Origin of the sequence: Chryseobacterium sp. 2TAF14, from assembly GCF_052115105.1 — a bacterium.
GTDB lineage: Bacteria > Bacteroidota > Bacteroidia > Flavobacteriales > Weeksellaceae > Chryseobacterium.
In genome coordinates this window covers 1-15354 of record NZ_JBFRGA010000041.1, presented here as the reverse complement: position 1 = coordinate 15354, position 15354 = coordinate 1, and the positions used below count along the sequence as shown (strand labels likewise).

The 15354-nt window shown below is 33.7% G+C and carries 10 protein-coding genes and 1 pseudogene; 9 read left to right on the top strand and 2 right to left on the bottom strand.

Annotated elements, in window-relative coordinates; genetic code table 11:
- A pseudogene (locus AB4Y90_RS06850) lies at positions 1 to 499 on the bottom strand (hypothetical protein); the annotation flags it as partial.
- Positions 500 to 634: 135 nt separating this feature from the next.
- Here AB4Y90_RS06850 and AB4Y90_RS06845 point away from each other — a divergent pair.
- From AB4Y90_RS06845 to pckA, 9 genes are all read left to right on the top strand, one after another.
- Positions 635 to 3400, top strand: a complete 2766-nt coding sequence (locus tag AB4Y90_RS06845; RefSeq protein ID WP_441556672.1) for a SusC/RagA family TonB-linked outer membrane protein — start codon at positions 635 to 637, stop codon at positions 3398 to 3400.
- A gap of 11 nt (positions 3401 to 3411) precedes the next feature.
- Complete coding sequence (locus tag AB4Y90_RS06840) at positions 3412 to 4830, top strand: RagB/SusD family nutrient uptake outer membrane protein (RefSeq protein WP_441556671.1); 1419 nt, start codon at positions 3412 to 3414, stop codon at positions 4828 to 4830.
- A gap of 24 nt (positions 4831 to 4854) precedes the next feature.
- The gene (locus tag AB4Y90_RS06835) at positions 4855 to 5661 is read left to right on the top strand and encodes a hypothetical protein (protein WP_441556670.1); all 807 of its coding nucleotides are present in this window, start codon (positions 4855 to 4857) and stop codon (positions 5659 to 5661) included.
- Positions 5662 to 5751: 90 nt separating this feature from the next.
- Complete coding sequence (locus AB4Y90_RS06830; protein WP_441556669.1) at positions 5752 to 7692, top strand: putative porin; 1941 nt, start codon at positions 5752 to 5754, stop codon at positions 7690 to 7692.
- A gap of 12 nt (positions 7693 to 7704) precedes the next feature.
- On the top strand, positions 7705 to 9291 hold the full coding sequence (gene bshC / locus AB4Y90_RS06825) for a bacillithiol biosynthesis cysteine-adding enzyme BshC (RefSeq protein WP_441556668.1): 1587 nt from the start codon (positions 7705 to 7707) through the stop codon (positions 9289 to 9291).
- Between the two features lie 37 nt (positions 9292 to 9328).
- A complete protein-coding gene (locus AB4Y90_RS06820; protein WP_441556667.1) occupies positions 9329 to 11056 on the top strand; it encodes a LysM peptidoglycan-binding domain-containing protein in 1728 nt (575 codons plus the stop codon).
- Positions 11057 to 11165: 109 nt separating this feature from the next.
- Positions 11166 to 12041, top strand: a complete 876-nt coding sequence (fabD, locus tag AB4Y90_RS06815; RefSeq protein WP_441556666.1) for an ACP S-malonyltransferase — start codon at positions 11166 to 11168, stop codon at positions 12039 to 12041.
- A 10-nt stretch (positions 12042 to 12051) separates the two neighbouring features.
- On the top strand, positions 12052 to 12957 hold the full coding sequence (locus AB4Y90_RS06810) for a GYDIA family GHMP kinase (protein ID WP_441556665.1): 906 nt from the start codon (positions 12052 to 12054) through the stop codon (positions 12955 to 12957).
- 127 nt (positions 12958 to 13084) lie between these two features.
- Positions 13085 to 14701 carry a phosphoenolpyruvate carboxykinase (ATP) gene (gene pckA / locus AB4Y90_RS06805; protein WP_441556664.1) on the top strand — a complete coding sequence of 539 codons (1617 nt, stop codon included), beginning with the start codon at positions 13085 to 13087 and terminating at the stop codon, positions 14699 to 14701.
- A gap of 143 nt (positions 14702 to 14844) precedes the next feature.
- Here the strand turns inward: pckA and AB4Y90_RS06800 are convergent, their stop codons facing one another.
- Positions 14845 to 15255, bottom strand: a complete 411-nt coding sequence (locus AB4Y90_RS06800) for a type II 3-dehydroquinate dehydratase (protein ID WP_441556663.1) — start codon at positions 15253 to 15255, stop codon at positions 14845 to 14847.
- Between the last annotated feature and the right edge of the window lie 99 nt (positions 15256 to 15354).

Below are 15354 nucleotides of genomic sequence, written 5' to 3'. Positions count from 1 at the left end.
TCGTTCCTGCAACATGGGTAGCATGGTTTTCAAAATTTGATCCATCAGCTAAAGTAATTTTGCTAACCGCCCCGACCATAAATTCTTGATGTGTATTTCGAACATTTCCACCGTCCCATACAGCAGCAGTCATATTTTGCCCCTGTACGTTTATACCCAAGCTCCCTCCGTTATATAAATGATTTGCTCTTGCTGTTGTAGCGGCACCTGCGTTAGTTGTTTTCGCAAAAACTTTATTACCATTGGGCAGAACATCTAATAATTCCTGTTTTCCCATTGAACCGATTTTTATAGTTTTTTTATAAGCTGGATTTTGACTTAAGAAATTGTTTAATCTGCTTTTTCTTTCAGCATCTTCCTTTTTCAACTCATTTAAAAGATGAATATTGCCATATTGATCAGAGTTTAAAGCAATTTTTCTTCTTTCTTCTAAAGTTTGAGCGCTTCCAAGCTTTGGAATTAGAAAGGCAAATCCTAATAAGTAGATATGTTTTTTCATTTTTAAGTATAATTTAGACAAATATATACAAAATCTTTATTTAAATAAATCAATGTAAAATAAAAGTTAAAAAATTTGGAAGATTTAATAATTATTAACATATTTGCACAAATATAATATTAAATTTTTGTTAATATGAATGTGAAATTACGTATGATGAGCGCGGGAGTACTGTTCTTTATAGGAGGGCAATTAGTTACTGCTCAAAACACAAAACCTAAGAGAGATACTATCAATCAGGATATTGAGGAGGTAGTTATTGTAAATTTGGGTTACACCAATATGAAAAAAGAGAATACTACAAGTGATGTTGCTGCTGTAAAAGCTAAAGATATTGAAAGTACGCCAGGTGCGACTGTTCAGCAGGCTTTAGTTGGCAAGCTTGCAGGTGTAGATATTTCTTTTGGATCAGGTCAACCAGGATCRTCTAATTTTAGAGTAGATATTCGTGGTACGTCTACGATCAATGGAAGTAGTACACCATTATATGTTTTAGATGGGGTTCCTATTTCGGCAAGTGCTTTTCAATTATTAGATCCTAATTCGTTTGAAGAGGTAGGGGTAATTAAGGATATTGCTACAGCTGCACAATATGGTGCGTCTGGGGGTGCCGGAGTTGTATTGTTAACAAGTAAAAAAGGACGTGCAAGACAAAAGGCTTTAGTTACTTATACTGGGCAATATGGTGTTTCTACAAGAGCAAATGATAAAGTTTCATTAATGAATTCTAATCAATGGAACAATTTTAGAAGATCAATAGGTTTGGATAATCCTTATACAGGTAATCCTTATACAGATCAGGATATTGCAAATCTTTCAAATACAAACACGGACTGGAAAAAGTTGGTGTTTCAAAACGGAACATTTAGTCAACATGACTTTGCAGTGACTGGTGGTTCTGATACTTTTAATTATTTTACCCAAGTTGGATATTTAAAACAAGACGGGATTATTAGAAATTCAGATTATGAAAGAACTTCAGCAATGATTAACTTATTTGCTAAGCCGAGTGAAAAATTTAGTATTCAATTTAATAATACTTTTGCATACGGTGATAGAAACAATGTGAGTTCTGAAGGTGCTATTAATCTGAATAACCCTGTAGTAGCTACATTTTTAGCGCCTCCTAGTGATGTACCTTTCTTACCTAATGGACAATATAATACAGGTGCTGGAAAAATCGGGGGAAATGCTCTTGAAACTATTAACTCTAGAGTTGGTAATAGAAAAGAATTGAAATTGATTTCTAGCTTAACAGGGACGTATCAGCTTTTTAAAAATTTGAATGTAAGACAATTTGTAGGTATTGATCATACATCATATAACTCTGAAGGTTATATTAATCCTAATACTTACTTAGGAGTTAATGGGGTTACTGGTAATAGAGGTTCACTAAGCAGATCAAATAGCCAAATATCAAGCATTATAAACAATACTTCATTAAACTACAGAAATGTTTTTAATGAAAAACACGATGTAACAGCAACAGCATTATATGAATACTTTTACAAAACTGTAAGATCATTTGGTTATACAGGTTATGGATTGAATAATTTATATAATAATAGCCCTGCTGGAATATTGGTTTCTGCGGATTTTTTACCTGATGTTACTGGTGGTAAAACAAACTATCATAGACTTGCGTTTATGGGTAACGTTTCATATGTGTATAATGGTAAATACTCTTTCAATGGAAGTGTAAGAAGAGAGAGTGCGTCAAATTTCGGGACTAATTATAAATGGGGAACTTTTTATGGTCTAGGTGGAGCATGGTTGTTGCATAAAGAAGATTTCATGAGTTCTATTGGATTTATCAATGAGTTAAAACCAAGAGTAAATTATGGAGAAGCTGGTAACCCGATTGATATTGAATTGATTAGTCCTTATCAGACTTCACAATATTATGGTAGTGGCAGTTATGCTGGTGGAACAACCTTAGTTCCTACAGTTCCTGGAAATGATAATTATAAATGGGAAGTTGCCAAAGAATTAAATGCAGGTGTTGACTTTGCAGTATGGAATAATAGGATTTCAGGAAGTATGAGCTATTACAATAGAAAAACTTCTGATTTATATATCCAATATAGCTTATCTGGAACTACAGGTTTTTCTAGTATAGGCAATTATAATGGAGGTGAAATGGAAAATAAAGGTTATGAAGTAAACTTAAATCTTAATGTATTACGTACAAAAAATTCATCTCTAAGTTTATTTGGAAACTTTAGCCAGGTGAAAAATAAAATTACTTCATTAGGAGGTGTTACTGAGTTTGAACAAGGGACATCGATTATCCGTGTCGGATTACCTTTTGGATCTCATTATATCGTAGGATGGGGTGGTGTTGATGCTTCAAATGGACAGCCATTATATTATGATGTAAATGGAAACTTAACTAATGTGTATTCTGATTCTAATGCAACTGCAAATTGGGGTTCTTTTAAACCTGAAATTTTTGGTGGTTTCGGAGCTGAATTTAAATATAAAGGTTTCACAGCAACTGCAAATTTCCGATATAAAGCGAAATACTTTAGATTTAATAATGAATCATATTTCTTAGAAAATCCAAATTTCGCACAGTATAATTTATCTACAATAATGAATACTATGTGGACTACTCCTGGTCAGATTACTGAGATTCAGAATTATCAATATCCACGACAGTTCAGTTCGAAAGATATTGAAGATGCGTCATTCTTGAGATTACAGGAAGTTAGATTAAACTATCATATTGATGGTAAATTCTTAGGATTTATGAATGGTATTGATATTTTTGCGATTGGAAACAATCTTTATACTTGGACTAAATGGACAGGGTTAGATCCTGATGATAGTAATAATATTGGATCATACGAGTATCCATTCTCAAGAACAATCACATTTGGTTGTAAATTTAATTTCTAAAATTTAAAAATATGAAAATAAATAAAATAAAATTTTTCTTTATAGGTATCGCTTCATTAAGTATAGTAAGCTGTACTGATGTTATAAATGATCAATTAGACCCTGATGGAGTAATTGAAGAAAATGTTTTTAAAAATGTTAAAAATTCTGAAGAGGTAGTTTTAGGAGCATATTCTAGATTGCCATTAGGAGCAAATTTATATGCACAATCTTTAATATCAGACGAATTAAAATTCAGTCAAACAAATAATGGACAAGGAAAAGAGGTTCATTCTTGGACATTTACTTCGGGGCAAGCTGAATTTTCTAGTATATGGTATGGTGCTTATGGATCAATTTCTAGCGCAAATAAGTTATTATTAAATTTTGATAAAATTCAAGCTAATTCAGCGGACGAAATATCACTTAAAAATCAACTTAGAGGTGAAGCTTTAGCTTTAAGAGCATATAATCACTTTCTTTTAGTTAGATTATTTTCTCCTAAATATAATGCAAGTGCAATGGGAATTCCCTACGTAACAGGTGATGATATTTATGCTACTCCTTCCAGACCAACAATGCAAGCTACTTATGAAGCAATACTTGCTGACTGTAATGAGGCATATCCTTTATTAGCTAATGTTCCTGCAACTACCAAAAACAGATTTAATCAAGGAGCATTAAGAGTTTTACAAGCATATATTGCTTTGGAAATGAATAATTTTGATCAAGCAATAACCTATTCGAATCAAGCATTGGCATTTAATAGTACTTTGGCAAATACTTTAGCTACAGTACAAGCTATATGGACTGATACAAATACTTCTGAACTATTTTTCTTCCAAACAAATATTCCCGGGTCAGTTAATTCTTCTCCAGGGACATATTTCACAACAAATACTATAAGCAGTGGTGGATTATTATACTGGAATCCAGGAGTTACTTTATATAATAAATTTACTACAGGAGACTTTAGAAGAGCTAGATATTTTGGAGGAACAGCAGCTAGCCCATACAATACTTTTATAGTTAATAAATATCCTGGAACAACAGGTAATTATGGAGTTAATAATATTAAAGTTTTTAGAGTTGCAGATGTTTATATGATTTTGGCAGAAGCTAATGCTAGAAAGGCTTCTCCTGATCTTACAGCTTCTTTCAATGCATATTCTACACTGAGAACAGCAAGAAATGCAGGAACATCAAGTGCGTTTGCTGATCAAAACGATGCAATTACTAAAATATTAGATGAAAGAGCGAGAGAATTTGCTTGGGAGGGATCTCGTTTCTTAGATTTAAAAAGAAATGGTAGGTTGATTACCAGACAAGGTGTGGATATTTATGTTTTAAATCCTGTGGCAACATTGAGTGATTTGAACAGATATACTTTCCCAATTCCTACATCAGAAACTCAGGCTAACCCGAATATCCAACAAAACCCGGGATATTAATTATAACGTTAAAATTATTTAGTTATGAAAAAAATCTTTAGTATATTTCTTCTGGCTTCATTGTTTCTTGCTATAAATTCTTGTAAAGATGCAGAAGAAGCTATTTATGAAGGCGAATCATTACTCCATTTTGATAAAATTGAACAAAATGCATATGTCAGATTATCAACTGGCAATGCTGATTATTTAGTTACTTATGGTGTTCTTAAGAACGTTACTTCAAACCACAATGTTGAATTGGTTTTTGAACCTGCAAAGTCTACTGCTGTTTTAGGAACGGATTTTACTATCGTTGAAGGTACAGATGTTTTATCTGCTGGAACTGCGGTAGGGGATTTTAAAATAAATGTTAAAGAATCAGCAGCAACTGCCGGTAAAAAAGCAGTTTTTACACTGAAATCAAGCTCACTTGGAATGGCTTCATTTGATCAGGAGGTTGTTGTTAATTTCAATTTAGCTTGTCCTATTGATAGTAATACTTTCCCATTGGTATATAATGTAGATGTATATGCTTTCAATGAATATGCACCAAGTCATCAACAGACTCTTATCCCTGTAGCAGGTACAGATAATCAATTYAGAATTAACTCTTCTTGGGGACCTAGTTTCGTTGCGTGGGCTACAAATAATCCGTCATATAATAACCAATACCTTTATCCTGGAACCATAACTATCAATTGTACTAATGTTATATTTACAAGTGGTGCTACAAGTACTGGTCCAGGTGGTTCTGGAACTTATAACCCATCTACTGGAGTAATTGAATTTACTGTTACTCAGTCATTGTTTACTTCTCCGTTTGATACAACGTGTACATTTACACCTTTGTAATTACAGGCATCGTGAATAAATACGACCCCGTCATCCGACGGGGTTTTTTATTACCTTTTATTTCTTATTTTTGCTGTACAAAAAATATTCATGAAATACCTTTTTCTAATCATATTTTTCCTTGCTTCATTTACTAAAGCTCAGGTTATTGTTAATAAAACAGACTCTAACATGCTTGAGAAAAAGCTGAAAGACACTTTGGTAATAGATTCCGGGACAAAAGATTCTCTTAAAATTTTTAGGCCGACGATTAATGATTATCAGTATCAGACTCAGTTTTCTGAAAAGAAAATATTTGATACGGCGATGAGTTTTAACAAGACCTATATTTTTTCTCAATATAATAACAGAGATAATTTTGGAAGAGTGCAGTTTGCAAATATCGGGTCGGGATTCAATCCTTTATCTTATGAAGTGAATGCCGAACAAAATCTTTCTTTACTACCGACCAACAAATCTTATGGTATTTTAGGAATTAATGACATCAAATATTATGATGTAAAAACTCCTACTGCAACTTTTATTTATCACACGGCGATGAAGAACGGCGCAGCTTTACAATCGACGTACACTCAGAATATCGGGAAACGATTCAACTTTGCCTTAGATTATATGGGATTGCGTTCTCAAGGTTTTTACAGAAATTCTTTAGCTGCAAATAACAATACTTTGTTTTCCGGACATTATACTTCAAAAAGCGGGAACTATGAATTATTCGCTCATTATCTTCATCAAAACGTCAATAACCAGGAAAATGGCGGAATTGTGAATGATGACCTCTTCCAATCCGGTGATAGCGAGTTTAGAAATAGAGACAGAGCTTTGGTAAATTTGCAATCTTCCAGCTCACAATATTGGTATAGAAGATATTATCTGAGTCATCAGTTTACACCTTTTAATCCTGAAAAGTATCCTTTCAGAATTCGTCACACGATTTTTAATCAGGGCAATAAATATTATTACAATCAAGACGGCTTAGAACCATATTGGTTTACTTCAGAATCCGAAATTGTCACAGGTTTTCCTTTGTCGACAAAAAAATATTCAAATAATTTCAGCAATACACTCAGCTTGGTTTTCGATAACGAACGCTTTAAATTGGATGCCGGTTTAAGATACCAAATGTTGAAATTTGGTGTAAATCAGATTACGTTGCCAATTCTTCAAATTCCTTCTGAACTTAAAGAAAACAGATTAGGCGCTGTCGGAAATCTACAGATCAAACTTTTTGATAAATTTCAGGTTAATTCATTTTTAGAGGTTTCTAAAGGAAATCAATTTGGTAATTATTTAAAGACGACAAACAATATCAAGTTTGAGCCGATCAAAGATTACTTTGTTAATGCAAAAGTAAATTTCCAGAGTACATATCCATCATTTAATTACTTGGCTAATGTTTCGGCATACAACAATTTTAATTATTTCCTTAATGATGCAAAAAATCAATCGGTAACGGAAATTGGCGGGAATGTCAATTTAAAATGGTTCCAGACCCAGCTTTTTGCTAACTATTTCAGGATAGATAATTATACCTATTTTGATGCTTTTGCAATGCCGAAGCAAAGCTCAAATTCTGTAAATATTTCTCAGATTGGAGGTGATGCTACATTCAGTTACGGTAAATTTCATTTAAATACAAGATTACAGTTTCAGAATGCATTAACCAATAAAGAATTGTTGCCGATGCCTTCTTTTATCGGAAGAGCCAACTTTTTCTTTCAGTCTAAAGCATTCAAAAATGCAGCAGAAATTCAGGCTGGTTTAAAAGTGTATTATTTCTCAAAATTTGCTTCACGAGAATATTTCCCGATTCTTAACGAATATATTTTGCCGAGTGCAGATTCTTTCTCGATCGGAGGACAGCCAATTGCCGATCTTTACATTAATATGAAAGTGAAAAGAATGTTCTTTTTCATCGAAGGTCAGCAAATAGGAACGGTTATTTCACACAACAAAGCTTATACATTTCCGCATTATCCGGTTTATGATTTTAGACTGAATATCGGGATTTTATGGTATCTGTTCAACTAAAATTCAATCAGGTTGAAAACAATAAATAAAATAGCATTCAGCGAAATTGAAAGCATTCCAAAATTGGTAAAAGATTTCCTGAACCATGATATTGAAGGATTTGAAGCGCAAACTTTTTCACTCGAAAATTTTGCCCAGCAAATTCATTTAAAACAAAATTCTTTCGCATTAGAAAAAAGAGAAATTCTATCTGAAACGATAAAATCTCAGCTTTCAGATTTTAAATTGTCTTCTAAACAAACAGAAAATTTAGAAAATCTTAAACAAAATAATACATTTACCATCACAACAGGTCATCAGTTGAATCTGTTTTCCGGGCCTGTTTTTTTTGTATACAAAATTCTTCAGACGATAAAAACCTGTACGTATTTACAGCAAAATTTTCCGGATTTTAATTTTGTTCCGGTCTATTGGATGGCTTCTGAAGATCACGATTTTGCAGAAATCAATCATTTTAAAACAGAAAATAATTATTACGAAATCAATGAAAAGTCAGGCGGTGCAGTTGGACGGATTTCTGTAAATGATACTTTTTTCATTTCTGAATTTGAAAAAGAATTTAAAGACTCTGTTTTCGGAACCGAGCTTATTTTAATGCTTAAAGAAGCGTACAAAAACGGAAATACTTTAACGAAAGCAATTCAGACTTTGGTTAACAGATTGTTTTCAGATTTTGGTTTGTTGATTGTTGATGGAGATTCAAAAGAATTGAAAAATCAGATTAAAGATGTTTTTAAAGATGAGCTTGAAAATTTCAGCTTACATAAAAAATCAAAAGATAAAGTAGATTTTCTGACAGATAAGTATGGTAAAGTTCAGGTAAATCCGCGTGAAATAAATCTTTTTTATCTATCTGAGACCCGAGACAGAATAGATTTTGACGGTAAAAATTATATCGTTGTAGATAAAAATATTCAGTTCAGCAAAGAAGAAATTTTAAGCGAACTTGAAAGTTTTCCCGAAAAGTTTAGTCCAAATGCATTGATGCGTCCTGTTTATCAGGAAACCGTTTTGCCGAATCTTGCCTACATTGGTGGAAATGCAGAAATTATGTACTGGCTTGAGCTGAAAGATTATTTTACTACATTAAATTTATCTTTCCCGATTTTAATTCCGAGAAACTCAATGTTATTTTTAAAAGAAAAAACGTTAGGCAAAATCAATAAATTGGACTTGAAAATAGAAGATTTTTTCAGAAATTTCACTAAAATTACCAATGATAAGATCTTAGATAATAACGAAATTCTTAATTTACTTAATGATAAAGAGAATCTTCTGACGAAACAGTTTTCAGAATTGGAAAACATCGCAGAAAAAACAGAAAAATCTTTTGGTAATTTAGTAGAAGCAGAAAAAACGAGACAGCTGAAATCTTTCGAAAGAATGAAAAGAAGGCTTCTTCGTGCTGAAAAAATAAAACAAAATGAGCTGTTGGAACGTTTAGAAAATCTGTTCTTAGATGTTCATCCGTCGAAAACATGGCAGGAAAGAATCTATAATTTCTCTGTATTTTTTGCGGATTTCGGATATTCTTGGGTAGAATTTTGTCTGGAAGAAATGGTGGTAGAAGATTCAAAATTAATAATTGTTGCCATTTAATTTTAAAGAAGTATTTTTGTAAATTATAATATCGAAAATGATTAAGAGGTTTTTTGTACTATCTGGTTTATGTATGTTTCTTGGTTTAGCTGCTCAGAAAACACACACGGTTATAAAAGGTGATACTCCCTACAATATTTCTAAGAAATACGGAATTTCGTTGGATGAGCTTTATAAGCTTAATCCTGCAGTGAAAGGCGGGAAATTTGCAATCGGAGATGTGGTTACCGTAAAATCGGGAACTGCAAATGCTGCTGTTGTAAAATCATCTGCAGATGTTTCTTCAAAGACAGGAAGAATCATCCTTCAGCCTAAACAAACCATTTACGGTATTACAAAACAATATAGAATTTCTGAAACTGATTTGAGGAAACTCAATCCGGAACTTGATTCTCACATGAAAATAGGAGATGAGATCACTTTACCTCTCGATAGTATTAAAAAATATGGTGGAAATCAGGCTGTAACTACTACAGAAACAAAGCCTGTTGAAACTGTTGCTGAAAATGCTCCGGTAAATAATAACAAAACTAAAATAGATTCCGGAAACGAAAGATCTTCGGCTGTAAATTCTCATTCTAATCAGGATGAATATGCTACTTATACTGTTGAACAAGGCGATACTGTTTTTTCAATCGTAAATAAATTCGGAATTACTATCGATGAATTGATTGCTTTAAACCCGGATTTGTCTAAAGGTTTAAAAGCCGGAATGATTTTAAAAATCAGAAAACTTGATGCAGCCTATATCAAGAAGAGTGGTGATGCGTTAAGCGTGGTTTTGATGCTTCCGTTCGGTTATAGCACAAATGAAACTCAGTATCGTGCAATGGCAACCGATTTCCTTACCGGTGCAAAACTAGCGATTGAAAGAAATGCTGCAGCCGGACAAAAATTAGATGTAAAAATTGTTGATTCTGGTAATGAAGCTTCATTCAAAAGCTCTTTATCACAAATCAATCCAAATAATACCGATTTAATTATCGGTCCTTTCTTCAAATCGAATGTAATTGATCTTTTAGATTTTACTAAAACCCAGAAAATTCCTGTAGTGGCGCCATTTGCAAACTCACCGGAACTATACAACTTCAGCAATTTAATTATTGTTGAAACCAACGATCAAACTTACGCCGATAAAATTTCTGAAGAAGTAAAATCAGTATATTCTAATCAAAAAATTTACATTCTTGCAGACGCTAAAAAGGAAAATGCCAATTATCTTAAATCGAGTCTCGAGAAAAATGTAAAAAATGCGCAGATTATTGTTGTAAATAATGCTTCAGAAATTCAGTTAGATCAAAATATGATGACAGGACAATCTGCTCCGGTTATTGCGATTTTGGCAAGCGATAGTGAAACGGTAGGCGAAGCTTTTTCAAATAAAGTAATTGCTTTGTCTAAAGAAGTTCAGGGCATCAAAGCATTCAGTATGTATGCCGTTCCGAGTTTCGATAAAAAAGTGGATGAGCTGAGTCAGGCAAGTCTGGTTTATGTGATGGACAGAAAAATCAATGCTGAAGGAAATTTTGAAAAAGAAATCCTTGCTGCTTACAAATCTAAATACTGCAAAACTCCCGGTAAATATGCCGTGATTGGTTTTGATGTGGTAAACGATATGCTGACAAGAGAAAACAAAAAAGGAGAAATCTTTAAGCAGATCAATAAAGTACAGACTCAGTTGGCTACCAAATTCGAATTTGTAAAATCTAAATCAAACGGAGCTTATGTAAACACAGGTTTCAGAGTGATCAGATTGGTTCCTTAAATTTAAATCATAAAGATTTTTTTTAGTTGTTAAAACATAGAAATTCAAGCCACAACTGACAACTAAAAACAATCAACGACTTATTAAACTATATATTTTAAATAAATAAATGAAAGCACTTGTATTTCCTGGTCAGGGATCACAGTTTGTAGGTATGGGAAAAGAATTGTACGATTCCCGTAAAGACATTAAAGATCTGATGGAATCTGCTAACGAAATTTTAGGTTTTGATATTCTTTCCCTGATGTTTACAGGGACAGATGAAGATCTTAAGAAAACGGAGGTTACCCAACCTTCAATATTCATACATTCGGTTGCTGCTTTAAAAGCAGTAAACGGTCTTGGCGCCGAAATGGTTGCAGGACACTCTTTAGGAGAATTTTCAGCATTGGTTGCCAATGGAGTTTTATCTTTCGACGATGGTTTGAAACTTGTGTCTGAAAGAGCAAAGGCAATGCAGGCTGCTTGTGATGCAAATCCAAGTTCTATGGCTGCAATTTTAGGTTTAGATGATGCTAAAGTTGAAGAGATCTGCGCATCAATAAGCGGAGTTGTGGTTCCTGCTAATTACAATTGTCCCGGGCAATTGGTGATTTCTGGTGAAACGGTTGCTGTGGAAGAAGCTTGTGTAAAATTAAAAGAAGTCGGAGCAAAAAGAGCATTATTGTTACCTGTAAACGGAGCTTTTCATTCACCATTGATGCAGCCTGCACAGGAAAGACTGGCTGCTGCAATTGAAAATACGAAGTTCAGAAAGGCAACTATTCCTGTTTATCAGAATATTACAACAACTGCCGTTACAGATCCGGATCAGATTAAAGCCAATCTTATCGCTCAGTTGACTGGGCCTGTAAAATGGACACAATCTGTACAGAATATGATTAAAGACGGAGCTACAAATTTTGTAGAAGTTGGGCCTGGAAAAACACTTCAGGGATTAATCAAAAAAATTGATAGCGCAGTAACATCTACTTCTGCTATTTAATTAAATAAAAATGGGCAAAATATTTTCACCGGGAAAGCTTATGCTTACTTCAGAATATTTTGCTGTAGACGGAGCTCTTGTCTTAGCGGTACCCACAAAGCTAGGACAAGAGTTTTTCTTTGAAGAAAAGCAAGACGGAAATTCTCTTGTTTTCTGGGAGGCTTATCATCAAAACAAATTATGGTTAAAAGCTGTCATCGATTATAAAAATTGGCAGATTCTTGAAACCAACATTACTTCAAGTGCAGAGTTTATTCTTAAAACTCTTAAAAATGTTCAGAGTCTTTCTGAAACTAAATTTAAAAACAACGATACTTATCATTTAAAAACAAATCTTCAGTTTCCGTCAGATTACGGTTTGGGAAGCAGTTCTACTTTAATGAACAACCTTGCAGAATGGTCTGAAGTTGATCCTTTTCATTTAAATTCTATCAGTTTGGGCGGAAGCGGATATGATATTGCAATTGCTCATGCAAAATCTGCGGTGTTGTATCAGAACAAACCTGAAATACATTTTGAGAAGATCAATTTTAATCCAAAATTTAAAAATGAGCTGATTTTTATTCATCTCAATCAGAAGCAGGACAGCCGCGAAGCCATCCAGCTTTACAGGTCAAAAATAAAGTCTCAAATTGTGGTGGATGAATTTTCAAATCTCACAAGAAATATTTTGTTATGTAATGAATTGGAAAATTTTTCCGAACTAATGATGATACATGAGCAAAAAATTTCAGATTTTATTGAAATTCCGACAGTTAAGTCGAGGTTTTTCTCAGATTGCCCCAGTTTTGTAAAAAGTTTGGGAGCTTGGGGTGGAGATTTTGTAATGAGCTCAAAATTTGCAGGCTTTAAGGACTATTTTTGGGGAAAAGGTTTTACCACTGTTTTTGAATGGAATGAAATAATTGATTGTTAATCAGTATTTTATATCTGTTATTTTTTATTTGCCATTTTCGCTTATATGTTTATATTTATCCACGTTTAACAATTAGTTAATATTAATTATGTTAAACAAACAAAAAGAAAAAGAAAATATAAGTAAAATGAAAAACGCTAAAATCGTCCAGGATTTACAAAAATTAGGGATTAAAGGAGATTACGAATTAATTTATAATCCTTCATACGAAGAGTTATATCAAGCGGAAATTTCACCTGAAAATCAGGGGTTTGAGAAAGCTGAGCTTACAGAATCTGGTGCAGTATCTGTAAAAACAGGAATTTTCACGGGCCGTTCGCCTAAAGACAGGTATATTGTTCAGGATGATGTTACAAAAGATACTATTTTCTGGGATGGTAAAGTAAATTTACCTACAACACCTGAAATTTTCGAGTCTTGTAAAGAGTTGGTATTAACTCAGCTTTCCCATGCAAAAAAGATTTATGTAGTTGATACTTTTTGCGGGACAAATACCGATACAAGATTAAAAGTAAGATTTATCGTTGAAGTTGCTTGGCAGGCGCATTTCGTTACGAATATGTTCATCCGTCCTTCTCATTTCGAATTGGAAAATTTCGGTGAGCCTGATTTTACGGTAATCAACGGTTCAAAAACTACAAATCCTAACTGGGAGGCTCAGGAATTGAATTCTGAAAACTTTGTCATGTTTAACCTTACCGAAAAACTTCAGATCATCGGAGGGACCTGGTACGGTGGTGAGATGAAAAAAGGAATGTTTGCCATGATGAATTACTATCTTCCGTTGAAAAGAATGGCATCAATGCACTGTTCTGCAAACGTAGGTGAAGAAGGAGATGTAGCGTTATTCTTCGGACTTTCGGGAACAGGAAAAACAACTTTGTCTGCAGATCCTAAAAGATATTTAATTGGTGACGACGAGCACGGTTGGGATAACAACGGAGTTTTCAATTACGAAGGCGGATGTTATGCTAAAGTAATCGATTTGTCAGCAGAAAAAGAACCGGATATCTTCAGAGCAATAAAAAGAGATGCACTTCTTGAAAACGTAGTTGTACACGACGGTGTTGCTGATTACACAGACGGATCTATCACTGAAAATACGAGAGTTTCTTACCCGATTTACCATATTAACAAAATCGTTTTGCCTTCTAAAGCAGGTCATGCAAGCAAGATTGTTTATCTTTCTGCAGATGCTTTCGGAGTATTGCCTCCGGTTTCTATTTTAGATGAAAATCAGGCGCAATATCACTTCCTTTGCGGATATACTTCAAAATTAGCAGGAACAGAAAGAGGAATTACAGAACCGGAACCATCTTTCTCACCGGCATTTGGAGAAGCGTTTTTAACATTACATCCAACAATGTATTCAAAAACATTGATCGGAAAAATGAAAGAACACGGTGCAAAAGCTTACTTGGTAAACACAGGTTGGAACGGTACAGGAAAGAGAATTTCACTAAAAGATACAAGAGCTATCATTGATGCGATCATCGACGGATCAATCGAAAAAGCTGAGAAAACGACTATTCCGGTAATGAATTTAGAAATTCCTACTTCATTGCCAAACGTTTCTGAAGGGATTTTAGATCCTAGAGACACCTACAGCAATGTTGCAGAATGGGAAGAAAAAGCAAAAGATCTTGCTGCAAAATATATCAAAAACTTCGAGCAGTATTGCAATACTGACGAAGGCAAAAAACTGATTGCTTCTGGTCCTCAATTGCAGGAACAGACCATTTAGAAATAGTGAAGAAATCCTCATCAATTTGATGAGGATTTTTTATTTTTAAAATGAAGTAATCTGCGCAATCTTCAAAATCTGCGAGAATAAAAATTCATAAAGCATTTTATACAATCATCTGTGAAAATCCGTGGGAAATACAATCACGATTTCAGGCTCAAAATCGCCAGTCGATATCCCTCCATTCCAAAGCCGGACAAAACCGCATCGGTACAAGCTGCCGTTACAGATTTTTGACGAAATTCTTCCCTTTTGTAAATATTACTGATGTGAACTTCAATTTTAGGTTTCTGAATATTTTTTAAACAATCCGCAATCGCATAGGAATAATGGGTAAAAGCTCCGGGATTAATAACAACTGCATCAAAATTGTCGGCCTGAAGTCTGTTAATCAGCTCACCTTCAATATTCGATTGATAATAATCTAATTGGTAAGAGGTAAATTCAGACTTTAATTTTTCCAAATAATCTTCCATCGAAATATTTCCGTAGATTTCCGGTTCTCTTGTTCCCAAAAGATTAAGATTAGGTCCGTTAATGATTAAAATTTTCATAGGATAAATTTAAGTTTTTTAGAATAACTTCCAATAATTTCTCAAGAATAATTAAAAAGGAGAAGTCCTCAACATCTTTTGCTGAGCGAAGCGCCATTG

What these genes read in the sequence shown, in the direction of transcription:
- fabD (WP_441556666.1), top strand. Translation starts at nt 11,166, where the DNA reads ATGAAAGCACTTGTATTTCCTGGTCAGGGATCACAGTTTGTAGGTATG.
- pckA (WP_441556664.1), top strand. Translation starts at nt 13,085, where the DNA reads ATGAAAAACGCTAAAATCGTCCAGGATTTACAAAAATTAGGGATTAAA.
- AB4Y90_RS06820 (WP_441556667.1), top strand. Translation starts at nt 9,329, where the DNA reads ATGATTAAGAGGTTTTTTGTACTATCTGGTTTATGTATGTTTCTTGGT.
- AB4Y90_RS06800 (WP_441556663.1), bottom strand. Translation starts at nt 15,255, where the DNA reads ATGAAAATTTTAATCATTAACGGACCTAATCTTAATCTTTTGGGAACA.
- AB4Y90_RS06830 (WP_441556669.1), top strand. Translation starts at nt 5,752, where the DNA reads ATGAAATACCTTTTTCTAATCATATTTTTCCTTGCTTCATTTACTAAA.
- AB4Y90_RS06810 (WP_441556665.1), top strand. Translation starts at nt 12,052, where the DNA reads ATGGGCAAAATATTTTCACCGGGAAAGCTTATGCTTACTTCAGAATAT.
- AB4Y90_RS06840 (WP_441556671.1), top strand. Translation starts at nt 3,412, where the DNA reads ATGAAAATAAATAAAATAAAATTTTTCTTTATAGGTATCGCTTCATTA.